Source organism: Enterobacter cloacae complex sp. 402C9 (assembly GCF_050030745.1).
GTDB lineage: Bacteria > Pseudomonadota > Gammaproteobacteria > Enterobacterales > Enterobacteriaceae > Enterobacter > Enterobacter intestinihominis.
Window position 1 is genome coordinate 3264852 of the sequence record NZ_JBLGUW010000001.1, and the last position, 24650, is coordinate 3289501.

Here is a 24650-nt window from a genome sequence, read left to right on the forward strand (position 1 = left end):
ACAATTTCATATATCTCTAACATATTATTTTTTAGTTTTCAAAAATTTTTACACTAAAATATCTACGACACTTATTATTAATGCCGCAACACAAATTATTTTACGCATTGATAATAACTATATATAATTTCTTTTCTATTAACCTGATTTAGATAATATCATCCACAACCATAGTTAATCTGATACTCCAGATATGTTATGTAAATTTAAAAGTCAAATATTTGTAGTTATTTTTTTTATTTTTTACATTTTATTTTGTTCTTCAAGTTTTTTGACTTGCTCTCTAATAGCATCATCAAGAACTACATCAACAATAGCATTACCGAATCCATACCAGATTGAATTGCACAAAAAACTCATCAATACTCCCTTGTAATCACCTACTATTGGTTCTCCATATTTATTTGGAAGTGTCTCAAAACAGGCTTTAAGATCGTCTTCATTCATGATTACAGTACACATCAGTTTTCCATTTATTACGCTATTGTTATTTATTGTAATAATTTGGGGTTTGCTGGTTTTGGATTTGTTGCCTTTGGTTTTCTTAGCTTTCATATTAAACACCTCTTATAATGGTTATGGTAGTTATTAGGTATATCTACAAACTTTTATCTGTTTTACAACTAATGATTTCATTCAATACAATGTCGAAGTATTGCCTTGAATAAAATCCTTAACTCATCAGCCGATTTAATAATTGAGATCCATACCTCATAAATATTAATTTGCTCATTGGCGCCAAGCATATTGATTGCTTTAAATGGTCCGCTCGTGTTTCCAACAAGATACTGGCTCAGCATATAAACAGCTTCTCTAGTAAACTTGTCATCAGCGAGTTCAGCAATGGCATCAAGATCAAAAATCTCGTTAAACAACCTCTCACCAAGGTTGCACATATGATTCTCACTTACAAAGCATTCAATATTCATTTTCCCTCTCCCGCTCAGGCAACATTTTTTCTGGTTGTTTCAATAACAGACTGAATCCATTCCTCGACTTCACTTTCAACGAAGGCAATAGCGCGATGTCCAATCTTGACCGGTTGCGGGAAGCGACCTTTGCTGATCAGGTGGTAGATCCATGCCTTGCCGTAACCGGTTCGAGCGATGACTTCTGGTAGACGGATGAGACGGGTTGGTTGATTGTTCATTTTGTTTTCCCCTTGTCGTTGCGATGGGGCTACTATACAAATCTTCGAGAAAAGAAAGGAGTGAAGCTCCTGAGACGGAGGTTATCGACGTTGGTGCTGCCCAGAGTCGGGGAATTTCACGTTGCCTAAACTTCCCCAGTTCTGAACAGTGCCAGCAGAGTTGAGCTACCCGTGATAGGGTGACCGTAGGACACAATTGGCGGTACGTCCCCATGAACTTCTCCTGTGTGCCAGAAGCGGACATTGCTAACGTTCTATGTTCTTCAACCAGGCGGGAGCAGGTCCCAGCTTCATCACCCAATATCAAGCTATGAACTTTTTGAGGGGCATTTAATGGATGTTGAATTTCAGTTCATAAAATTATTCATCAAATGTATCAATAACCTATTCAAACATTCCTTAAACTCAGAGTAGACTAGATTAACAATCTGTTTCAATTGCAAATTGGCAACCTATAGCCAGCGCTAGGGGAGTGTTCATGTTTAGTCAGGTTGACATCGGTAGTTTCGGTAGTTTTACGGACCTCATTTGGAAAAATAGCCTTAAGGATGCAGGCAACAACGTCCAGAATTTCAAGAGGCTCAACATCCTCTACGGACGGAACTACTCTGGTAAAACTACACTCTCGCGAATTTTCCGCGCTTTGGAAACGGGGCGCATTCCACACAACTACGTAGACCCAAATTTCATTATTCGTGGTGACAAAGGTGATGTGACACAGGTAGGCCTTGCCGGTCATGGCTACGATGTTCGGGTCTACAACCGGGATTTTGTGAGCGATAACCTAAGCTTCTTGGTCAATCAGACCGACGGCGAGATCAAGACGTTTGCTATCGTTGGTGAAAAGAATAAAGAAATCGAAGATGCCATTACCGCAATCCAAACTAGGCTAGGCAGTGTTGAATCGAAGGCAGGCCTCCGACATGAGCTCGAAGCTAAAAAGAAAGAGCGAGATCGAACGAAAGACAATCATAAAACTGCGTCTGATGCTCTAGAGGGCAAACTTCGTTCTCATGCCAACAATAAGATTAAACAGAATCGCATCTACGGCCCTGCTGTCTACAACATAGAAAGCATCAAAAAAGACATTGGCTCAGTCAAAAAAACCAGCTTCATAGCTCTGACAACCGAAGAACAAGCAGCCAAGGTCAATCTCTTGAAGCAAGAGGCCCTACCTGATATTACCGATACCGTATCGATAAACCTCAACATCGAATCAATAAGCATAGTAGCTGAAGAACTCCTTTCAAGATTGATTAAGCCAACCCTGCCAATTCAGGAGTTGTTGAATGAGACGGCTCTCCAGATATGGGTGAAGGAAGGTATACCGCTACACAAAGATAAGCGAGACACTTGCGCATTCTGCCGTCAGAATCTTCCTCATGACATCTGGCAGGTATTAGACTCTCACTTCAGTAAGGAATCCTCGGCTCTGGAGTCGAGTATCGATTCGTGTCTGACTTCTATCACCACCGAAATCCAAGCCATTCCTAACTTCTTGACTTTGACTGGCGATAAATTCTACGCAGAAGAAAAAATATTATTTGAAACCAGCAAGATAAAACTTGCTGAACATCTGAAAGGCTATATGCAGGACCTCAAAGCTCTGCAGGCGGCGTTGGATAAGAGAAAGAACGCCATTTTTCAGCAGGTTCCCATACCTGTTTATATTCATGATCCGACTGCAATTCAGCAATGCGTGGGCGACATCAATGATCTGATCGCGAAAAATAATGGCCGCACAATTTCGCTGGAGAACGATAAAAACACTGCACGAGAATCTCTACGGCTTACCGATGTGGCGTCTTTTATAGCAGACATCACCTACGATACTGAATTAGCCCGTATTGCCAGTTTCAAGACAGAAGCTGACACAGCCAGCACTGCATTTACCGAAGCTGAAGCCGAAATTCTTGAACAAGAAACCGAAGTGACCCGTCTACAGGGTCAGCAGAAGGATGAACGCAAGGGTGCGGAGCGAGTGAATGAGTTGCTCAGCCACTTCTTTGGTCATGACGGCATCGAGCTTGAAGCCAAAGACAATGTTGAGAATACTTCGATTAAGTTTGAAGTCACCAGAGATGGCAAATCTGCCTACAACTTGAGCGAAGGCGAATGCAGCCTTATTGCTTTCTGCTACTTCATAGCCAAGTTGGAAGAGCCAGAAAGCAAAGGTAAGGATCTGATCATTTATATAGATGACCCGATTTCCAGCCTAGACGGAAATCACATTTTCTTCATGTTCAGCTTAATTGAAAGCCTGATTGCGAAACCCATCAAGAATGCAGATGGAACAAACAGCTATCGCTACAAGCAGCTTTTTATATCCACCCACAACCTAGATTTCTTGAAATATCTAAAGAAAATATCACTTCCTAATGAGAGGAATCACGGTGGATGCCAACATTTCATCGTTGAGCGAAATGGAGGGGCAAGTCAGATTTCCCTGATGCCTTCATATCTGCGAGACTACATCACTGAATTCAATTACCTGTTTCATCAGATCTACAAGTGCCGTAATCAAGGTGGAGTGAATGAATCTCATGAACCATACTATGGATTCGGTAACAACCTCCGCAAGTTCCTTGAGGCATTTCTGTTCTTTAAGTTCCCGCACCATGATGATAAGAACGATGCCTTTGAACGTATCAAGAAATTCTTTGGCGAAGAGGATCCGACAGCGATAGCTCTTGTGAATAGACTTAACAACGAGTTTTCTCATCTCGAATCAATCCCTGATCGCGGATTCAAACCTGTGGAGATTCCAGAAATTTCCAAGGTGGCAAACTACGTGTTGGACAAGATTTATGCGTCAGATCCGCATCAATACAACTCCTTGTTAAAAAGCATTGGCGAACCACCAAGGTCACCTTAGGAAAAGAGTATAAAGAGTTTTTTACGGTGAGCGAGGCGCTATTCGGATCTGGAATGAGCCTCTCAAACACGCCGGAAGAGTACTCACTGATGTACGGACAACCGGAACACTCAAAAGATGTGGCGCTCAACAAGTATGAATAGTAAATGTCCGCTCACCGCGGACCTGAGTACATAGTTTATGTCCGTTCAGTGCCAATTGCAGACGTTGTTAATAACAGTTGATGTGGCTCAACGGAGAGCAGGTCAGCGCTGTTCTGCATGCCTAACACTCAGACGGCGATTTATTTATAATGTGCTCATAAAACCAAAGCATGAGAACTAAAATGCACAATTTATTAAATATGCTGCGCTATAAGAGCGAGGGTACTGATATTGACTTCAAATCTGCACAGTACCGCTTTACCAATGGCTCTGAAAACGATAAATCAGAACTGCTTAAAGATATTCTTGCTATAGCTAATTCCTGGCGCGATGGCACCGGATATATCCTATTGGGATTTAAAGATCAGCGTCCCAATCCTGCGGAGGTAGTTGGAATCCATGACAGCATTGATGACTCTCGAATCCAGCAGTTCGTGAACAGCAAGGTGAAGCCGAAGCTTACATTCAGTTATGAGGAACACCTGTATGAAGGCAAGACCATCGGCATTATTTCGATCCCCAAACAGAAGCGCCCGTTTTATCTCACGAGTGCTTACGGAAAACTCAAAAGCAATGTCGTTTATGTCCGAAGAGGAAGCAGCACTGATGAAGCCGAACCTGTCGAAACCATAGCGATGGGGTATGAAGACAATGGTCGTGCGGAGATGAAAATCGAGCTCTGCCTGCGGACACCTGATAATGACACTCTTCCCCTCAACTTTACCCACACTTACCTTCATTTCACTGAGGAGTTTCCAGACTTTGAAAGGCCCTCAAAACCACTTGGGCCTTTTGACATGCCTAGTGTCTCAAGCATTTATAGGGACAATAGGAATTTCTTCCGCGAGTATGCAGAATATATGCGAATCAATAAAGCGCTTATTATGCTAAGACTAGTGCTTCTCAATCGGTCTGGCGTGCAGTTGTCCAACGCTAAAGTTGAACTAACCATTGAGACAACAGATTTCCATGTGAATGTAATCGCAGTAAGTGATTTGCCTGAAAAGCCAAAACCAACGCGAAATACGCTCGACTTCGGGACCATTAAAGGCGGCCCATTGTTTAATAGAGATAACAAGTTGGAGATAATCGAAGGTGCCCAAAATCCAGAATGCCACATTCGCTTAGGGAAGGTGCGAATAAGCGGGGAAATTCTTCTCGGCTGACTCAGTCATTTCATTTCTTCATGTTTGAGCCGATTTTTTCTCCCGTAAATGCCTTGAATCAGCCTATTTAGACCGTTTCTTCGCCATTTAAGGCGTTATCCCCAGTTTTTAGTGAGATCTCTCCCACTGACGTATCATTTGGTCCGCCCGAAACAGGTTGGCCAGCGTGAATAACATCGCCAGTTGGTTATCGTTTTTCAGCAACCCCTTGTATCTGGCTTTCACGAAGCCGAACTGTCGCTTGATGATGCGAAATGGGTGCTCCACCTTGGCCCGGATGCTGGCTTTCATGTATTCGATGTTGATGGCCGTTTTGTTCTTGCGTGGATGCTGTTTCAAGGTTCTTACCTTGCCGGGGCGCTCGGCGATCAGCCAGTCCACATCCACCTCGGCCAGCTCCTCGCGCTGTGGCGCCCCTTGGTAGCCGGCATCGGCTGAGACAAATTGCTCCTCTCCATGCAGCAGATTACCCAGCTGATTGAGGTCATGCTCGTTGGCCGCGGTGGTGACTAGGCTGTGGGTCAGGCCACTCTTGGCATCGACACCAATGTGGGCCTTCATGCCAAAGTGCCATTGATTGCCTTTCTTGGTCTGATGCATCTCCGGATCGCGTTGCTGCTCTTTGTTCTTGGTCGAGCTGGGTGCCTCAATGATGGTGGCATCGACCAAGGTGCCTTGAGTCATCATGACGCCTGCTTCGGCCAGCCAGCGATTGATGGTCTTGAACAATTGGCGGGCCAGTTGATGCTGCTCCAGCAGGTGGCGGAAATTCATGATGGTGGTGCGGTCAGGCAAGGCGCTATCCAGGGATAACCGGGCAAACAGACGCATGGAGGCGATTTCGTACAGAGCATCTTCCATCGCGCCATCGCTCAGGTTGTACCAATGCTGCATGCAGTGAATGCGTAGCATGGTTTCCAGCGGATAAGGTCGCCGGCCATTACCAGCCTTGGGGTAAAACGGCTCGATGACTTCCACCATGTTTTGCCATGGCAGAATCTGCTCCATGCGGGACAAGAAAATCTCTTTTCTGGTCTGACGGCGCTTACTGCTGAATTCACTGTCGGCGAAGGTAAGTTGATGACTCATGATGAACCCTGTTCCATGGCTCCAGATGACAAACATGATCTCATATCAGGGACTTGTTCGCACCTTCCTTAGGATCTCTATTGCCTGGGGAGCAGGCCAGTTCGGAGCTCATTGCAGTTTTGCCGGAAGGTCCGGGACGCATGCGCATTCGCTTGCGTGTTTTAGGCGGTGAATTGGCCACGCCGATTGAGCAAGAGTTTGCAGTTGAGACAATGGGTGATCGTCTCTCTCTAGACTTTAAGGGTTTCAGAGATTACGTCACCACTGAACAAGCGAAGTGATGGTTAGGGGATTCAGCAGTTCTGTAATCCAGATCGGGGGTAACGAAGAAGTGACCTGTTCCCAGTTGATTGACACACGGCATTACTAGCAACACCTATGGCGACTCAATTACGAACGTCTGCTTCTCGCTCATTACAGACCTTCTGTTCCAAAAGATTGTCCACTTAGTGCCAGGAGCGGAAGTTGGAGTGTCAGAGGCCCTCTAAAATGATGGTTTGTTTTGCAGGGATACTTACACAACGCCTATGCCGTTTCTATGTGGATTAATGTATGACGGTAATGCCTGCCTTCATTCCGTCAGTTCTTGCAGTACTTGCTTTCGCATGGATAGACGAATGATAAGAATGGTTTATATACTTGCCCATATCTACAAATTTTTCAGGTACTCGCATGAAAATGACACGCTTAGAAGCTATTAAAGCATGGGGAAGAGCAAGCCGTGAAGGTAAGCCTATTCCCGATGATGTTAGAAAGGTTCTGATCAGCACTCAAAATGAGTGCTATCACGATTTCGGTATAGAAGCTCCTACAGCTAAAGTTAGAGTTAGCAAAGAGCAAGTAAAAAGGAATTTGAACGGTAAGAAGCCGTTAGCTACATCTGGTACTATCCGTAGTACGGGAGGTGCTTTAACTCCTGAACAAATGGAAATATACAACCAAAAACGCAAGTTAGATAATCAAAAGCGTAAAAATAACCCTCAACTTTATTCAAAGCTAATGCAAGATTTTATTGCATCTGGTTTATCTAAAAAACAAGCCGCTAAGAAAGCTAGAGCAATTATTTTGAGTGCAAATCTAGATAAACTAAATAACGATAAAAAACCTTCTGCTGTCAGAACAAACCGAATTATTAAATCCAATACTTTACCTAATGAGGAGACGATTAAATCTGATCCTTGGCACATAGCAAAAGTTAAGCAAGATGCGATCAATTTATCTAATGTCGAACAAAGACGGTTCGACACAGCACTTTTAAGACGTCCTATTTCATGTATTGAATGCAAAATTGACTTTAAATCATTTGGTGCATTTGTAGATCATACTAATGATGTTCATCATACTAGCGTAAGTACACCTAAGTTAATTGTAGAAAATGAAGCACCTATTGATATTGTGGATATAGTCATTGAGTCGCCTGTATTGCTATCTACTGAGCCAGTAGAGCCAGTTGTTTCTGTTCCTATTGCCAAAACGCCAGAATCATTTAGTGACAAGTGGATCAGGTTGTTTGCAGATAAAGGTTACAGTGCTGCAATGGTTAAAGCGTTTAAACGGGATGCAATTAAAGAGAATATGACGGCATTACAGATACATGATTTTCTTAGTGTCTGTAAGCCCTATAAAGCCCCTCTAGAAACACCTGTACGTCCTCTAGAAGCGATTATTGTCCCTGACTCTGAACAAGAAAACACCATTACAGAGGCCATAGAAACGCTTGTAGAAGCACATTTAGCATCTGTTGCTAATGATTCCTCCTACGCTGTTACCCTCGCTGATTCTATTGAGCAAGCTTTGTTTGCTGATCGCATTGTTCGTAGCCGTACCAATCAGAACGATTTTAAAGAACGTGTAGCCGCTAACTTTGGTTATCGTTGCGCTATTACGAATAGCGGAGAAGCGTTAGAAGCAGCTCACATTGAGCCAGTAGGAACGGGGAACAATAACACTTCTAATGGGGTGCTTCTGCTTGCTTGTTTGCATCGTCTTTTTGACGCTGGATTGATGGCTATCGAGCCTGATTCTCTTACAGTGCATTTCAAGGCTGATTGTACATACTTTGCTAAAAGTACGTTGGAAGGTAAAAAACTAAATGATCACTCAGTACCTCTGAACAAATCAGGATTGTTAGAACGCTGGCTTAGCTTTAATATTGATAGAATTTAGAGCAATTAAAACATTATGTTATCTAATGGAGATAATTATCCCTAACATGCAATGAATATTCATAAGCAAACCTATCTTTTTCGCCTAAAATGCCAATTATAAATAAAAACATTTCAATTCAGCATAAAGGTTGACATTTACTAATCCTTATCGCCCCTCGTGGTTACTTAATGCAAATACCGCCCCTTGAATTGCGGCTGTTTCTGTAATCACTTTTGTGGGAACTGGACTGACTCCACAAAAGTGCCAACTTCCACTCCTCGCTCATACCGACTTCTTGCCCCGAACCTGTCTGCTAAGTGCCAAAAGCGGAAATTCACTCCATAGTCTCTCAAGTGGTAGATTAAACCCGTGCCGACAACAGGTTAAAAATGCAGAGTGTTTATGCTATCGTTACTGTTAATTTATATAGTTACCATGGACATCATAAGATGAAGAAAGTTATCTTATTCCTTTGCCAAGGATTAGAAGAGTATGAGGCTAGTGTATTCACAGATACTATTGGCTGGACAACAACATACGGATTAGAACCCATAGGATTAGTGACAGTTGGTCTACGTCAAAAAGTTAAATGCGCCTGGAATTTCACTATCGAACCAGAATATCAACTACATGAAATTGATGATGATGGCTTTGACGCCATAGCCATTCCTGGGGGGATGAGTCGGGCCGGCTTTTATGAAGATGCATTTGATGAGCGCCTTCTAAGGCTTATTCAAAAATTTAACGCAAAAAACAAGATTATTGCTTCTGTTTGCGTAGGTGCTTTAGCAATTGCCAAGAGTGGCGCTTTACAAGGAAGAACGGGCACAACGTATCATCTGAGCAGTAAACGTCAAGCTCAGTTGCTAGAAATGGGAGTCCATGTTGTTCAGCACCCTATAGTGGTGGACGGAAATATTATTACGTCTCAAAGTCCGGCAACAGCTATTAATGTGGCATTTACTTTAATAGAAAAGCTGACATCTAGAGCTAATGTTGAACGCATAAAAGAAGGTATGGGATTTGCCCCCCACTCTATCGATCCATCCGAAATGTAGTCCTCTTCTCGCTCATTACAGACCTTCTGTTCCAAGAGGTTGTCCACTTAGTGCAAAGAGCGGAAGTTCCTAACGTCATGCTGCATTCGTTTAAGGGGAGCAGATCAGTACTTCTCAAACATGGGCAGTCTCCAGGGCATTTGAAGCTTTTGATAAGTACTATAGTTGCCGTTAGTTATTCTTAATCTGCTGTAGAACTTGTCCTTCCCTAAGTTAACTACTCGACAAAGTTGTACCTAAACTGAATAAAGTATAGTAAAAAGGGAGATTTTTTCTTTTCCTCGAACAAGTAATTTTGAAAAATCATACTGCACTGCATGTTTTTAAACATACTACTATTTTGTCATTATCCATTCCATTCTTAATATTAACATAAACAGACTGATAATATTTACCCTGAGCATTGACACTATTAATTACAATAAAGCCCCCCTCTAATTATGACCTTGCATCATAGTTAAGTGGTTATAATAAACACAAGCAGGCAAGCATTCTACCTTCAGGAGTTAATGCATCGCTTTTTAGTATATGTCCTGCCGTTGATAATTCCTTTTGAATTTCATTAATCCTTTTTACTGCAAAGTCATTTATATTTTTAGATTGCGCATGAACCTTCAACCAAAACTTTTTAATATTTGAGAAAACATAGACTGCATGCAGTAAACCGCGTTCATTTCGGCCCTCTCCTTTCCAGGGGGAAAATACATTATAAGTTAACAATTTATCATGGAACAAAGGTAATAAATGCTCCATAGCTGTTAACTGTAAATGCAGAGTTTCATGAATAATCCCTTCAACAAATCTTTCAGCAGCGTATTTCTCTTCATATTTTGGGACATTAGTGAATACATCGAATGGTATGCAAGGATCACTGAAACTCACATCAAAATCTTCACACTCAGATAATAATGGATGGAAGTTAATTGCAAACGCCTTTATCGAACTATGCATGTTTTTTGAAAAATATAATAAAGACTCAATTTTGGACAATAACCTTTCATATTCTGATGACGAAAATTCCTTTTTGTCGCAGAAAGTTAATCCCATTTTTTCCCAATCTACCTTCTCCATTTCATCCAAAAACTTAGGTACTAAATAATCAATCCCCATTATTTTACTGCCGGGATCTACTACGCATACATCATCTACGGAGTTTATATTTTGTGATAACAGAAAGTTATCACGTAAATAAAATGGTAAGCTTTCATTCCAACCTAAAGGAGAACATATAAAATCAGATATTTTCATTTCCCTTCCTGTAAAATGAGTAAATTACAGTATATCTTTCAAAATCGTATACCTGACTAACCGCATGATGTGAGTTCTGTGATATCTCAAATCCTTGAACTGAACCATGAAGTGGAGGAATTATTTTTTCTAAGGATTCCGGCTCATCCTTAGAAAAAATCATAAAATAGCCACCATTTTCTTCTTTCCAGTTTTTATTAAAATGAAACAAAATGCGATGTGACTCTTGCCCTTCAATAAAATCATTATGAATTTTTATTTTGTCGCCTGATATTAATTTATGAGCAACAATATCCACCTTATTTTTCAGAACCACATCAAATTTATTTTCTATAAAACTTTTCAATTCATCACAAAAAAAATCTTCCTTGAGGAAAAGAATCTCATCTGGTAAATTCGCATCATATAAACTAAATTCATATTGGTCATAAAAATATTCATTAACCCTTTTCCAGGAATTAGTAGATATCAACCATTCCAAAATATCCTCGGTGACATTAGAACTAATACAGGAATCACAAAAGAAATGATTAAATGGGAAAATTTCTATCTCACTCTTCCATAGACTTTTTAACATACCCCCCCACTTTATACTCATAATAATTTAGACCGCTGCAAGAATTTTTTAACTGTACTAATCACTATCTTATGATCCGCACAATATATTGATGGATTATCAAACCCCTTAGTTTTACTCCATCGATATAATGGCATTCCACCACCACATACATCTTTATATTCACACAACTGGCATTCTGCTGATAAAGGTGAAGATGATTTCGTATAAATTATATATTCTTCACTTTCTACTACATCCATTAATGAAGTATTATGAACAGACGGACGTCCTTTGAAAAAATCGACACCTTCAAATGATGCTCTCAATGTATCATTCTTTCTAATCTCTCCATCAGATTCAATTATCAAAATACCAAACTCATTATTTCCTTTCCCTTCTTTTATTGGAGAACCACCCAAATAAATCTTGAGAATATCATCCAGTATTTTTATCGGAACAGGATTGCTATCTTCCATATAGAGTTCAAATACTTTAGCTAACCACTCTCCGTATTCAGTAGTTTGAAGATCTTTTTTTCCATAAGGCATCCTATCATAATTTCCATCCTGAAATAGAAAATCTATACTTGGAGAGTTTATACTCTTCAGGTAATGATATGTATCCTCAGCAGGAATATTCGGTTGTATTACTGATAATGTCCCTGCAAACAAGAAGGCGTGGTCTTGGTGTGAACTTAATTTTTTAATTCCGTTAATTACATCCTCAAAACTACTGTTACCACCACGTGTAAACCTCGCGATATCATTAGCTTTTCTTGTGCCGTCAATGCTAACCGAAATGCTTACTCTATATTTTGAACATAAGTTCAAAATTTTCACAGTTATCAAAACACCATTGGTTTGTATACTTATCGGGTATTTTTGAGGATTTAAAACTCTCCTTAAACCTGACAATAAACTCTCAAGTCTTCTTTCCCCCAAAAGAAGAGGTTCACCTCCATGTAAAACTATGGCAAATCCAGTTTCCTGTAAAAGACTATATTCCGTAATCCTTTCCACCACTTTTTCTATCGTGGTATCATTCATCCTATAGGGTTGATCCTGCCAGCTTGTATCAGCCCCGCGATATACATAGCAGTAGGTGCAATCCAAATTGCACCTACTGGCAGTCTTGATTAAAATTGTATCAAGCATAGAAATTTAACGGTTATGGCGATTATGGACTCGATCATAACGGCTACCTACCGTTGTGTTTTTTTCATTTCTAACTTCTTCCATCAGTCTAGATAACACCGGGTTAGATCCGCTGTAACCATCTGTTTTTAAGATTCTTTTTGCTTCTTCCGTTTGGTTTTGCATCATACTATCCTCATTGAATTGTTATCAAAATAGTACAATAATAAGAATAATCTGTAAATTCATTTTTAATTAATTGATTTTAAATACAATTATTATAGCTATAGATTATAACCACCTGATAAACATACAATTAATTCCCTGTATTATTTAAAGAAGCTACCTATCGAAACAAACAAAACAATCCGTAAAACCTATATTAGCACTATGTATAAGTAGCATTAATTGAGTGCTCTGGCTATTTATGCGTATTGTTCATTCATTGCTGACTGATATTTTTGGGCTGCTAGAGAAAAATATTTATGTTGTTCTCTTTTAACTCATGTTTTATTATTATTTTCGCTTGTTTACTTTAGATTTTCCACTTTCATTTCTCTCAAGCGCCCTTCAATAAAATTAGTATATTCTTTAACTACATGCCATAGAGCCCAAACAGGAACCAAACCATCATACCTTTCTACTAATTTATTAATTTCAAACTCTGGCAATATATCTTCCGCTGCTGACATTAGCTCAGGCCAAGCGATAGTATTCAATAATTTTAATTCAATTGCTTTTTTGACCATTATCTCACCTTTTCTGACCATTGAGGACCACTGATACGCCTCTTCTCTCGGATCAGAGTAATGGTAATCGTTAGAAAGCTTAGGTATTGTTTCACTCCAATACTCGATGAAATTTATCTGTTTTTCAACTGGAATATCAAATAAAATCTCATCTAAAATAGTATAATAATCACGTTTCTTCTTATCTGTTGACCATCTATTTAATAAAACAATGAGTTCCTCAGACAAGTATCTATCCTCAAAGATTTTATGTTCTTTATAGAATATATTTAAATATCGTTGAATTTTTTCCTGACAATTTGAAAAATTGATATGTATCATATAACATCTCCTTCTATGCATTCTATGTTACATACCATATAAAAAATCGAAGTCAATTAATGGAGTAAAATTATCTATAGTTATTAAGTCCGAGAATTTGTTTAATCCCTGTTTTGATTGGGTTACTTTCAAAAAAACTTATCTTCTTCTTTAATTTTTCATTCTTGATGGTTATTTCATTATTTTCTTTTAGTAATTTATCATTTTTAGTAATTACTGAAATCATAAAGTCACGGCAATTCTGAACTATAATATTACCATTTTTATTCTTATCCCAAAAGTCTACTGTATTTAACTTATGTGCTTTCATGGAGCGTGAGGCCCCTGTCTTCCGCGATTCATCGTGATAATTAAATTCGATACCAAACTGCTCATAAAATCTATTTCTTCTTTCCATGTTTTCATCATAGGCATCTCCTTCTCCAAGTGTAATTTTCAAAATGTTAGCATCTGGCCATTGCTTTGCCCATTTAACTATTTCATTCATCATCCAAGTACCAATTCTCTGACCTCTGTATAGGGAGTTATGTATAGAAACACTCCCCCCTGTAAGGGAAATTATTTCTTTTTTTGAATCTGGGAAATCTCTATATGTATGTGAAGCAGTAAAATAGAACTTGGAATTTTCCTTACCAGTTATACGTTCAAAATAAATCGTAATCCTGTCTTCGTTATAATAATCCTGTATGGAATCCGTATTGGGATCATTATAAATAGTTTCAACAATACCAGTCCCCCATATCTGTTCAGGGTTCCTTCTGTCATAAATTTGAAGAACTTCTAATTCTGGTCTATCAACATATGTAGTTGCGATACTAGAGATAGTATTACTCTGATTCTCGGTAGTCATATCCGGTCCCCTTACATTTACTTTTCTGATTATCAAATAATTATTTATTACCACTATTCAAAAATTTCCCTCGCCCGATGCGTACAACTTCTGCGTGCAGTTTTACGATCTTCCCAGCGTGATCATGTAGCGCATTCACAACCCGCCAAAACCTATCTGGTTGTTCAAACTCCCATTCAGGGGGTACTGTACTGAATTGTGGATTATTTGCTGGAAAGGTTTCATTGGCAATAAGGTTGTAGTACCTATCAACCTCTGACCAAAGTTCCTTATTAATTTTTTCTAACTCAGGCGTAATGAACTCGTGCTCCGGGTTGTTCCACTCGAAATAAAATTCACGAATCGGTTCAAGCTGCGATTCACGGAACGAAAACCCGGCCATGTTTGTACGATCCAAGAAACTAATCACACCATCAGAGCGAAGCAACGTCGTGAGTTCACTCCATAATGCAATGTCATGCTTTTTCCCCGGATTATCATCAGACTTGAATTGAGGATAGTGCCCGAAGAATACATCTTCATCCTTTGCCAAATCATTGCAAATGTCATCCCAGAAAAGCACATCGATCCTGAAATCTCCAGCTTTGCTACGTTTCTGGGAGATTTCCCTTACTGATTTTTGAAGTTTCGCATCTCTTGGGGCCGTCGTGACAATGTAGAGATGCTCCAGTTTTGGCATGAATTTTTCAGCATTCGCTATCTCAGTTTCAACAACAGCCAAACCCAGCTCGCCTGTCGTATTCTTGCATTGAACTCCGATGTGGCGTTTACCATCATATCCCCAGATATCAACACCGTCCTGTTTCTGTCCCTGCCGTCCATAACGATAAAAATCAGTAGAGTTCCAACGCAATTTGGCTGCCGATAAGGTAATTTCTTCAAATTCATCCCAAGACTTTGGGGATGGTACTTTAGACGACGAGATTGTAGGCATTATTTTCTCATGAAAGTTTGTGTGGTTTTATGTTTATATCATATGTTGACTATTATGTTGCTAACTCCATAATAATATATTCTACCGTGTGTACACCAGCCTTGAATTGCATTTAGTAAAATGGCTTTCTGGGGTCTAATTATTATCCAATGAGATACTAAAAATTTAGGTTTGGTTATTTTAAATCGTGCTATTTTTAAAAATAATGTCAAGAGAGTTTCCACCAATTTAAATACTACATACCCCAGAATCATTTCAATGCAATCCAAACTCAGATTTGAAAAACTTAAGCAAAAACATCTATTTTTAAAAACATCCCTTTACTAACTAAAGAAAAAGTTTAAACTCCAAAGCATTTAAAATATTTAACCAGAGACTTTAAGGAAAACAACCTTACCCCTTTGGGCATTAATAAAAAACAACAAAAAAACCTAAAAGAAATATAACTGATGAGTTTTAAACTTCCTATATAACCCTATGAAATATTATTTATTCCTATATAAGCCGTTTTTAGTAATCTACTTTTTAACGGCTTATTTTATTAAAAGTTACTTATTAAAGATTAGATCGCAAAATCTTCCAGAGCCTTCCCAGCCTCAATAGCTGTGGCAATAGCTTTAGGAGTGCGACCTTGACCAGTCCAAGTCTTCTGTTCACCGTTTTCATCGATGTATTTGTACTTAGCCGGTCGTGGTTCACGGTTGGATTTTGGTTTAGAGGACGAACTCAAACCAGAGAGCAGCTCTGCCGGGTCAATGCCATCCTCAAGGAGTTGCAGGCGGAAAGCTTCAAGCTTGGCCTGACGCTCTTCCCTCTCCTTGCGATAGGAAACGTATTCCTGCCGACGCTCTTCTACCACAGTAGTCAGCTTCTCAAGCATTTCGTCAAGAGTTTCAAGAGAAAACTCACGCGCCTGAGCACGAAGCGTACGAATGTTATTTAGTATTTTTATAGATTCGCTCATATGTCTTCCTTCCTGGTGATGTTTAGAGCATTACTTTATTAATGATTTTCTTTATCAAATGCAAGAGTTTACATTAAAAACACAGAACAACAAACATTTAGTTACAATAATCTTCGTTAATCTTATTCATTAAGATTTGACAACTCCAAAATTGACTTCATAGAAGTGATTGCTTGATGGTAATAAATGTCAGCACCTCCCCCGATAAATCATATTTTTCACTTAAAAAATGAAAAATTTTTATGTCATTTGTATGTATACACAAAATACTATCGCTCAAACTAACATTATCTATAGCAAAAAAACACGCTGTATTTTTATTATAACCTTACCCCTCAATGGCATTAAAACAAATATACAATATATAGTATAGGGTTTTAACATCATGCTACTACGGTTGAAGTATACTGTTTTAATCTGTAAGTTTTATGACGTCGTTAACTTTAATTTGTTTTAGATGGTTATTCTTATTTATGAAGTGATTAAACTGCCTGATAAAGGCAATCGTACACGCTTTAAGTGCTAAAGGTCTGTCGGTATCTTTTATTTGATTAGGCAATCTTACTTCGCTTTCTTCGTCATTATCTGTATATAACAATCTGGATAATCTGTCATCAGAAACTCTAATTTTTTTAACGGCAGCCCATACCAATATGTCCAGCATAGGAATTACACGATAGCTGATTAACTTCTTGATCGTTCCATATCCAAAGCGAACTGACTCTAATGGGTTCTCATCGATACCCTTCACTTTACGCCATTGAGGGAGAGCTGTTTTAAGCGACTCAGCGATTTCTTCGTCTGTACCACTCGCAAGATCAATTTCGAACATAACTGTTCTTGAAAACTGATCTGGCATAATATCTGATAATGATTCTTCCCGAAGCTCTCTGTTTATAGAATAATTATCACCTTCATGCCAAACAAATCCTCCACGTTGCATTGCAATAATGCTCGTTTCAGCGAGTCGGTCAAGTGTGGTTAGAAAAAAATGTGGCGGTTGAAAGAGCTTGTTGGCAGGAGCCATGTATCCCAATTGCCCTTCTTCGATCAAAAAGGGATTACCGCTGAATATTTTCGAGAAATACACCATAAGTTCTTTGCTCTCGAAATCTTCTCGATATTCCTTAAAGAACAAGTTCCGAGCCCATAACTCATGGTAGAACTGTATCAATGAGAGGTCTTCAAATTTGCGGTAAGTACTAATATCCAGCCATAACTTGATCTCTTTCGTATGCTCTGGAGCCCAATTTTTCATAAGTATACACTCCAACAAAAATCCATAATCTGTTAGTGTTAAAATTGTCAGACTTACTCAACTTATGCAAGTTATGCGACTTTCCACACACAATTGAAATGTCTTTAGCTACTTGTTGGTATAAATGTTGGAATAAAAATGAATAACTATAAATTTTCTTTTTTAAATCATATAATTATTTACACTTTCGATTCCTGCAGGGACACTTTTAATTTCCCCCTATAATCCCTGATTTATCAATCCGCTTTGCAATTGCCGCTTTTTTAAGCAAAAACGAGTAATAGCTCATAATGTATAACGGTGCTACATTAAGCCGCCCACCCAAGTCAGCAATGGCCAGGCAACGTCGTAAAGAACGGTAAAGCCTGCAACCATGACCTCGTCCTACGGTCTCAATGGCACGTGGTATCGCGAAGTCTGCGCTACCTTCACAGGCTTTACAAAGGTTCCACTATTTTGTCTCAATCCAAATTTCAGCGGGCATTTCTACACCCGCGCTACTGGTTTACATGGTTCGGCCTTGGCGTACTTTGGCTGCTGGTCCAGCTTCCTTATCCCGTGATTCGCTTCCTGGGTTCGAAGCTCGGCAGCGCATCGCGTCACTTTCTTAAGCGTCGCGAGTCCATTGCCCGAAAAAATCTTGAACTTTGCTTTCCGCATTACAACGCGCAGCAGCGTGAAACGCTGATCGCTGAAAACTTTAAATCTATCGGTATGGCGCTGCTTGAAACCGGTATGGCCTGGTTCTGGCCAGACGAGCGTGTCCGTAAATGGTTTGACGTTGAAGGTCTGGATAACCTCAAACATGCCCAGATGCAAAAACGCGGCGTGATGGTTGTGGGTGTGCATTTTATGTCGCTTGAGCTGGGCGGCCGCGTTATGGGTCTTTGTCAGCCGATGATGGCAACCTATCGCCCGCATAACAGCGCACTGATGGAATGGGTACAAACGCGGGGCCGCATGCGTTCAAATAAGGCGATGATCAGCCGTAACAATCTGCGCGGTATGGTTGGCGCCCTGAAAAAAGGTGAAGCCGTCTGGTTTGCCCCGGACCAGGACTACGGCCCTAAAGGCAGCAGCTTTGCCCCTTTCTTTGCGGTTAAAGATGTCGCTACGACGAACGGTACCTTTGTGATTTCACGTCTCTCTGGCGCCTCGATGTTAACGGTGACCATGGTCAGAAAAGCGGATAAGTCAGGCTATCGTCTGCATATCTCACCGGAGATGGCGAACTATCCTGAGGATGAGAGTGAAGCCGCGACCTTTATCAATAAGGTGATTGAGTTTGAGATTATGCGAGCACCTGAGCAGTATCTGTGGATGCACCGCCGCTTTAAAACCCGCCCTCTGGGCGAAGCCTCACTTTATATCTAACCCCTTTCGAAGGTTAGTTTCGCTAAGAAACTAACCTTTTCAAGCACCTGTAATCGCAGTGCGTAACGGCTTTTTTCGACCGTCGCTCAACAGGCATTTATTGCGTACCGAAATCAAACTGTCGCCGTTCCACGACACTCGTAAGTATCGGAAATTATTTAAAAAAATGCCTCTTGTCACTCCTGAAATTTAGGCGTACATTAGCGCCGTCTGGCGACAGGAAAGCACAGAATTCAGAGCTGAAGTTAGCGACGTAACGGGATAATTCCGATTTCCCCTTTCGCATGATTTCAACTCTCTATACTCAGTTGGACTCTGTTTTTTTAATGCGTACCGGAAGATACGCGGAGCGATGAAACGTGAAATATTTCTTTATGGGCATTTCGGTTATTGTTTTAGTTTGGGCCGGAACGTTTGCTCTGATGATCTAGTTAAGAAAATGCAGTCAAAAAAACAGGCGCCGTTGGCGCCTGTTTTTTTGGTGTCCGTTACGACTCGGATTGTTCCACGACGCTCTTAACTGCAAGCAGGCCATCCGCGCGGAACATGCTTTTAATCCCCCGCACAGCCTGACGGATACGGTCGCTGTTTTCGATCAGCGCGAAACGCACATGCGTGTCACCGTAGTCACCAAAGCCAATGCCTGGAGAAACGCAAACCTTCGCGTCCTGAAGCAGTTTTTTGGCAAATTCCAGAGATCCCATCGCCGCATACGGCTCGGGGATTTTCGCCCAGACGTACATGGAAGCTTTAGGCATTTCAACCATCCAGCCCGCTTCGTGAAGCCCTTTTACCAGCACATCACGGCGGCGTTTGTACTGGGCGGCAATATCAAGCACGCACTGCTGATCCCCTTCCAGCGCCGCGATGGCCGCGACCTGCAATGGCGTAAACGTACCATAGTCATGGTAACTTTTAATACGCGCCAGGGCGCTCACCAGCGTTTTGTTTCCCACCATAAATCCAATTCGCCAGCCCGCCATGTTGTAGCTTTTCGACAGGGTGAAAAACTCAACCGCCACATCACGGGCACCCGGTACCTGCATAATTGACGGCGCTTTCCAGCCATCATAAACGATATCAGCATAGGCGAGATCGTGTACCACCAGCACGTCGTAACGCTTAGCCAGCGCGACCACTTTCTCAAAGAATTCGAGTTCGACGCATTGTGCCGTTGGGTTGGACGGGAAACCGAGGATCATCATTTTCGGCTTCGGATAGCTTTCACGAATCGCCCGTTCCAGCTCGTTGAAGAAGTCGACGCCTTCCACCAGTGGAACAGAACGCACCTGCGCGCCAGCAATCACCGCCCCATAAATATGAATTGGGTAGCTCGGATTCGGCACCAGGACGGTATCGCCGTGATCGAGCGTCGCCAGCATCAGGTGGGCCAGCCCCTCTTTGGAGCCAATGGTCACAATCGCTTCGCTTTCAGGATCGATATCCACCTGATAACGATCCTGATACCAGCGGGAGATCGCCCGACGCAAGCGTGGAATGCCGCGTGAGGTTGAATACCCATGGGTATCGGGACGCTGGGCAACTGTGCAGAGTTTCTCAACGATATGCGGCGGCGTTGGGCCGTCAGGGTTACCCATACTGAAATCGATAATGTCTTCACCGCGCCGACGTGCAGCCATTTTCAGTTCAGCAGTGATATTGAAAACATAAGGGGGGAGACGATCGATACGCGTAAAACGGCGTTCAGGACTGAATTCAGCCATAGATTCCTCAGAGTCACGTTAGCGCCCGGACCGTCCGAGCGACGCTGCCACCCGTGTGGCATGCTTAGAAAATAACCTGAAGAAAAAGACGCTGTCGAGGGGGATAACGGCAAAACAATATATTGCGCTAAAACGGGAATGCGATTGCAGTGAAAAGCGGAACTCTTATCGTGAACAGGCAGTTTTAAGCGCTGCGATTTAACACAATATTTTCAGTATCGTTACCTGACGCTTCTCCCCAAACGAAAAAGCAGCGACTTTCAGTCAAAAGCCAGCAATCCCCTTTGAGAATTATGGTTTTTCCCCATTTGATAAATCTGATGGATAGCTGGTCATCTGGCCCTATGTTTTCTATCATAGATTTTTCCCGTTTTCCCAGGCCTGACCGTGCACGAAATCTTCAATATGCTCCTGGCGGTGTTCGACCGCGCGGCATTAATGCTGATCTGTCTCTTTTTCCTTATCCGCATCCGTTTGTTTCGCGAACTGTTGCATAAATCTGCCCACTCGCCAAAAGAGCTGCTGGCCGTTACGTTTATCTTTTCGATGTTTGCCCTGTTCAGCACCTGGTCCGGCGTGCCGGTAGAAGGCTCGCTGGTGAACGTGCGCATCATCGCCGTCATGTCGGGCGGGATCCTCTTTGGTCCCTGGGTCGGGATTATCACAGGCATTATCGCCGGCACCCATCGATACCTGATTGATATTGGCGGCGTGACGGCAGTCCCCTGCTTTATCACCAGCATTATTGCCGGGATACTCTCCGGCTGGATTAACCGCAAAATCCCAAAAAAACAGCACTGGCGTGCGGGGATTATCGCGGGGATGGTCTGCGAAACGCTAACCATGATCCTGGTCGTCGTCTGGGCACCGACCACTGCGCTGGGGCTGGATATCGTCTCGAAGATCGGTATTCCGATGATCCTCGGGAGCGTCTGTATAGGCTTTATCGTGCTGCTGGTGCAAAGCGTGGAAGGCGAAAAAGAGGCCAGCGCCGCGCGTCAGGCGAAGCTGGCACTGGATATTGCCAACAAAACGCTGCCGCTTTTCCGACACGTTAACACCGAATCTTTACGTCAGGTTTGCGATATCATCCGCCGGGATATTCACGCCGATGCGGTCGCCATCACCAATATTGACCACGTGCTGGCCTATGTTGGCGTCGGTGAGCACAATTATCGCGACAGCGACGATACCATCAGCCCGACCACCAGACAGGCGATTAACTACGGAAAAATCATCATTAAAAACAATGATGAAGCCCACCGGACGCCAGAGATCCACTCAATGCTGGTGATCCCGCTGTGGGAAAAAGGCGTGGTCACGGGGACGCTGAAAATTTACTACTGCCATGCGCACCAAATCACCTCCTCGCTCCAGGAGATGGCGATTGGCCTGTCGCAGATCATCTCCACCCAACTCGAAGTTTCGCGTGCGGAGCAGTTGCGCGAGATGGCAAATAAGGCAGAGCTGCGTGCCCTGCAAAGCAAGATCAATCCCCATTTCCTGTTTAACGCGCTGAACGCTATCTCCTCTTCCATTCGTCTTAATCCGGATACCGCGCGGCAGCTGATTTTTAATCTGTCGCGCTATCTGCGCTACAACATTGAGTTAAAAGACGACGAGCAGATCGACATCAAAAAAGAGCTGTATCAAATCAAGGATTACATCGCGATTGAGCAGGCACGCTTTGGCGATAAGCTGACGGTCATTTACGATATTGATGAAGAGGTCAACTGCGTGATCCCAAGCCTGCTGATCCAGCCGCTGGTGGAAAACGCCATTGTTCACGGCATTCAGCCGTGTAAAGGAAAGGGCGTGGTCACGATTAGCGTGACGGAAAGCGGTAACCGCGTGCGAATCGCCGTGCGCGATACCGGACACGGCATCGATCCGAAAGTGATCGAGCGCGTCGAATCAAACGAAATGCCGGGAAATAAAATCGGGCTGCTGAACGTACACCACCGGGTCAAGCTGCTGTACGGTGACGGGCTGCACATTCACCGCCTTGAGCCGGGCACCGAGATTGCTTTTTATGTCCCGAACGAACGAACGCCCGTTAATGCCCCCATATCCTTGTTGCCGTAGGCCGGAGTAACAGATGAAAGTCATCATCGTAGAAGATGAAATTCTGGCTCAGCAGGAGTTGAGCTGGCTTATCAAAACCCACAGCCAGATGGAGATTGTTGGCTGTTTTGAGGATGGTCTGGACGTGCTGAAATTTTTGCAGCATAACCGGGTCGACGCGATTTTTCTCGATATTAATATTCCGTCTCTGGACGGCGTTCTGCTGGCGCAAAATATCAATCAGTTCGCCCACAAGCCGTTTATTGTGTTTGTCACCGCGTGGAAAGAGCATGCCGTGGAAGCCTTCGAGCTGGAGGCGTTTGACTATATTCTCAAGCCGTATCAGGAGTCGCGTATTATCAGCATGCTGCATAAGCTGGAAGCCGCATGGCAGCAGCAGTCGCTGCCCACCAGTGCCAGTCCGGTAGCGCGTGAAAACGACACCATTAATCTGGTGAAGGACGAACGGATCATCGTCACGCCTGTCGACGATATTTACTATGCTGAAGCGCACGAAAAAATGACGTTTGTCTATACGCGGCGTGAGGCCTACGTAATGGCGATGAACATCACCGAATTTTGCAACAAACTCCCGGCAGCGCACTTCTTCCGCTGCCACCGCTCGTTCTGCGTCAACCTGAACAAGATCCGCGAGATCGAACCCTGGTTTAATAACACCTATATTTTGCGTCTGAAGGATCTGGATTTTCAGGTGCCGGTAAGCCGCAGCAGAGTGAAAGCGTTCCGCCAGCTCATGCACCTGTAGCGCGTTCCCTCTCCCGCAGGAGAGGGAGACGGTTGTCAGAGGATCTGGCCAAGTACCTGACGCAGATGCGCCCCGGAGCCAAGCAAGCCCGGATTGTCGTGGACAATCAGGTAAACCGGAATGTCCTGCACGTAACTTTTGAAGCGGCCTTTGTCTTCAAAGCCACCACGGAAACCGGAGGCGGTAAAGAAATCGAGGAAGCGCGGCACGATCCCGCCCGCAATATAGACCCCGCCAAAGGTGCCGAGATTCAGGGCCAGGTTGCCGCCGAAACGCCCCATAATGACGCAGAACAACGACAAAGCACGACGGCAGTCAATACAGCTGTCGGCCAGCGCGCGTTCGGTCACATCTTTAGGCTGCAGATTTTCCGGCAGACGTCCGTCTGATTTTACAATCGCCCGATACAGGTTCACCAGACCCGGGCCAGAAAGCACGCGCTCGGCCGACACGTGACCAATTTCGGCGCGTAGCTCCTCAAGAATAATGCCCTCTTCTTCGCTGTTTGGCGCAAAATCCACGTGACCGCCCTCACCCGGCAGGCTCACCCAGCGTTTGTCGACGTGGACCAGGTGCGCCACCCCCAGACCGGTTCCGGCGCCGTAAACAGCAATGGGTTTGCCTTCAACCGGGGCCGTACCGCCGAACTGAATCAGATGCTCAGGTTTAAGCATTGGGATAGCCATGGAAACCGCAGTGAAATCGTTGATAATTTCAAGGTGCGAGAAGCCGAGGTTTTTCCGCATTTCGGCAATTGAAAAGGCCCACGTGTGGTTGGTCATCGCCACCCAGTCGCCGGTGATCGGACAGGCGATGGCGATACAACCGTCTTCAACGCTCACTTTATGCTCTTCAAGATAGACGCGAACTACCGCTTCCAGGCTTGGGTAATCCAGCCCTGAATAGGTTTTCGCCTGAGAAATTTCACCGCTGTTTACATCGCACAGGGCAAGGCGCGCGTTGGTGCCGCCTACATCACCTACCAAAGCATACTTTGTCATTCTTCTACTGCTCCGCTAAAGTCAGAATAAATCTTTGGGACACTGTAAATTCAAGGCGTGATAACAACAACGACCA

General features: G+C 42.8%; 23 protein-coding genes. 8 read left to right on the forward strand and 15 right to left on the reverse strand.

Annotation, left to right across the window (positions count from 1 at the left end; all coding sequences use genetic code 11):
- Positions 1–243: 243 nt before the first annotated feature.
- The 3 genes from ACQG1K_RS15580 to ACQG1K_RS15590 all read right to left on the reverse strand — a co-directional run bounded on the left by ACQG1K_RS15580 (position 244) and on the right by ACQG1K_RS15590 (position 1150).
- Positions 244–555, reverse strand: a complete 312-nt coding sequence (locus ACQG1K_RS15580) for a hypothetical protein (protein ID WP_057102494.1) — start codon at positions 553–555, stop codon at positions 244–246.
- A gap of 77 nt (positions 556–632) precedes the next feature.
- Complete coding sequence (locus ACQG1K_RS15585; protein ID WP_057102465.1) at positions 633–929, reverse strand: hypothetical protein; 297 nt, start codon at positions 927–929, stop codon at positions 633–635.
- 14 nt (positions 930–943) lie between these two features.
- Positions 944–1150: a helix-turn-helix transcriptional regulator gene (locus ACQG1K_RS15590; protein WP_057102466.1), complete on the reverse strand. Its 207-nt coding sequence runs from the start codon at positions 1148–1150 to the stop codon at positions 944–946.
- A 478-nt stretch (positions 1151–1628) separates the two neighbouring features.
- Between ACQG1K_RS15590 and ACQG1K_RS15595 the strand changes: the two genes are divergently transcribed.
- Complete coding sequence (locus tag ACQG1K_RS15595; RefSeq protein WP_057102467.1) at positions 1629–4025, forward strand: AAA family ATPase; 2397 nt, start codon at positions 1629–1631, stop codon at positions 4023–4025.
- Positions 4026–4350: 325 nt separating this feature from the next.
- Positions 4351–5334, forward strand: coding sequence for an AlbA family DNA-binding domain-containing protein (locus tag ACQG1K_RS15600; RefSeq protein WP_426760330.1), 984 nt, complete (start codon positions 4351–4353; stop codon positions 5332–5334).
- A 108-nt stretch (positions 5335–5442) separates the two neighbouring features.
- On the opposite strand, the gene ACQG1K_RS15605 is transcribed toward ACQG1K_RS15600, so the two are convergent.
- Positions 5443–6423 (reverse strand): IS5-like element IS5 family transposase, encoded by a 981-nt coding sequence (locus ACQG1K_RS15605; RefSeq protein WP_000019402.1) that lies wholly within the window; start codon positions 6421–6423, stop codon positions 5443–5445.
- Between the two features lie 672 nt (positions 6424–7095).
- On the opposite strand from ACQG1K_RS15605, the gene ACQG1K_RS15610 reads away from it, so the two are divergent.
- Both ACQG1K_RS15610 and ACQG1K_RS15615 read left to right on the forward strand, forming a co-directional pair.
- Positions 7096–8589, forward strand: a complete 1494-nt coding sequence (locus ACQG1K_RS15610) for an HNH endonuclease signature motif containing protein (RefSeq protein WP_367075065.1) — start codon at positions 7096–7098, stop codon at positions 8587–8589.
- A gap of 431 nt (positions 8590–9020) precedes the next feature.
- Positions 9021–9629: a DJ-1/PfpI family protein gene (locus ACQG1K_RS15615; protein WP_057102459.1), complete on the forward strand. Its 609-nt coding sequence runs from the start codon at positions 9021–9023 to the stop codon at positions 9627–9629.
- Between the two features lie 465 nt (positions 9630–10094).
- Here ACQG1K_RS15615 and ACQG1K_RS15620 read toward each other — a convergent pair whose 3' ends face one another.
- The 9 genes from ACQG1K_RS15620 to ACQG1K_RS15660 form a co-directional block, all read right to left on the reverse strand.
- Entirely contained in the window at positions 10095–10877 is a 783-nt protein-coding gene (locus ACQG1K_RS15620) for an aKG-HExxH-type peptide beta-hydroxylase (protein ID WP_060616026.1), read from the reverse strand.
- The gene (gene yhhC, locus ACQG1K_RS15625) at positions 10864–11454 is read right to left on the reverse strand and encodes a cyclophane-containing peptide 2OG-Fe(II) oxygenase YhhC (protein ID WP_057102458.1); all 591 of its coding nucleotides are present in this window, start codon (positions 11452–11454) and stop codon (positions 10864–10866) included. The genes ACQG1K_RS15620 and yhhC overlap by 14 nt, the downstream gene beginning before the upstream one ends.
- A gap of 17 nt (positions 11455–11471) precedes the next feature.
- Positions 11472–12590, reverse strand: a complete 1119-nt coding sequence (gene yhhB, locus ACQG1K_RS15630) for a cyclophane-forming radical SAM/SPASM peptide maturase YhhB (protein WP_057102454.1) — start codon at positions 12588–12590, stop codon at positions 11472–11474.
- 6 nt (positions 12591–12596) lie between these two features.
- Entirely contained in the window at positions 12597–12758 is a 162-nt protein-coding gene (gene yhhA / locus ACQG1K_RS15635) for a YhhA family cyclophane-containing RiPP (protein ID WP_001593559.1), read from the reverse strand.
- Between the two features lie 341 nt (positions 12759–13099).
- Complete coding sequence (locus ACQG1K_RS15640; RefSeq protein WP_060616027.1) at positions 13100–13639, reverse strand: hypothetical protein; 540 nt, start codon at positions 13637–13639, stop codon at positions 13100–13102.
- 70 nt (positions 13640–13709) lie between these two features.
- Positions 13710–14489, reverse strand: coding sequence for a GNAT family N-acetyltransferase (locus tag ACQG1K_RS15645; protein ID WP_060616363.1), 780 nt, complete (start codon positions 14487–14489; stop codon positions 13710–13712).
- Positions 14490–14529: 40 nt separating this feature from the next.
- On the reverse strand, positions 14530–15423 hold the full coding sequence (locus ACQG1K_RS15650) for a hypothetical protein (RefSeq protein WP_057102463.1): 894 nt from the start codon (positions 15421–15423) through the stop codon (positions 14530–14532).
- Positions 15424–15985: 562 nt separating this feature from the next.
- Positions 15986–16387 (reverse strand): H-NS family nucleoid-associated regulatory protein, encoded by a 402-nt coding sequence (locus ACQG1K_RS15655; RefSeq protein ID WP_057102462.1) that lies wholly within the window; start codon positions 16385–16387, stop codon positions 15986–15988.
- A 412-nt stretch (positions 16388–16799) separates the two neighbouring features.
- Complete coding sequence (locus ACQG1K_RS15660; protein ID WP_000800350.1) at positions 16800–17645, reverse strand: DUF6387 family protein; 846 nt, start codon at positions 17643–17645, stop codon at positions 16800–16802.
- A gap of 453 nt (positions 17646–18098) precedes the next feature.
- Here ACQG1K_RS15660 and lpxP point away from each other — a divergent pair, with 453 nt between their 5' ends.
- Positions 18099–19019 (forward strand): kdo(2)-lipid IV(A) palmitoleoyltransferase, encoded by a 921-nt coding sequence (lpxP, locus tag ACQG1K_RS15665; protein ID WP_168713920.1) that lies wholly within the window; start codon positions 18099–18101, stop codon positions 19017–19019.
- 359 nt (positions 19020–19378) lie between these two features.
- Positions 19379–19450, forward strand: a complete 72-nt coding sequence (ypdK, locus tag ACQG1K_RS15670; protein ID WP_099458937.1) for a membrane protein YpdK — start codon at positions 19379–19381, stop codon at positions 19448–19450.
- A 57-nt stretch (positions 19451–19507) separates the two neighbouring features.
- On the opposite strand, the gene alaC is transcribed toward ypdK, so the two are convergent.
- Positions 19508–20743: an alanine transaminase gene (gene alaC, locus ACQG1K_RS15675; protein ID WP_048965698.1), complete on the reverse strand. Its 1236-nt coding sequence runs from the start codon at positions 20741–20743 to the stop codon at positions 19508–19510.
- A gap of 387 nt (positions 20744–21130) precedes the next feature.
- On the opposite strand from alaC, the gene ACQG1K_RS15680 reads away from it, so the two are divergent.
- Both ACQG1K_RS15680 and ACQG1K_RS15685 read left to right on the forward strand, forming a co-directional pair.
- Positions 21131–22828: a sensor histidine kinase gene (locus ACQG1K_RS15680; RefSeq protein WP_367075069.1), complete on the forward strand. Its 1698-nt coding sequence runs from the start codon at positions 21131–21133 to the stop codon at positions 22826–22828.
- A gap of 13 nt (positions 22829–22841) precedes the next feature.
- Complete coding sequence (locus tag ACQG1K_RS15685; RefSeq protein ID WP_032623833.1) at positions 22842–23573, forward strand: LytR/AlgR family response regulator transcription factor; 732 nt, start codon at positions 22842–22844, stop codon at positions 23571–23573.
- 35 nt (positions 23574–23608) lie between these two features.
- On the opposite strand, the gene glk is transcribed toward ACQG1K_RS15685, so the two are convergent.
- Positions 23609–24574 carry a glucokinase gene (gene glk / locus ACQG1K_RS15690; RefSeq protein ID WP_022648928.1) on the reverse strand — a complete coding sequence of 322 codons (966 nt, stop codon included), beginning with the start codon at positions 24572–24574 and terminating at the stop codon, positions 23609–23611.
- Between the last annotated feature and the right edge of the window lie 76 nt (positions 24575–24650).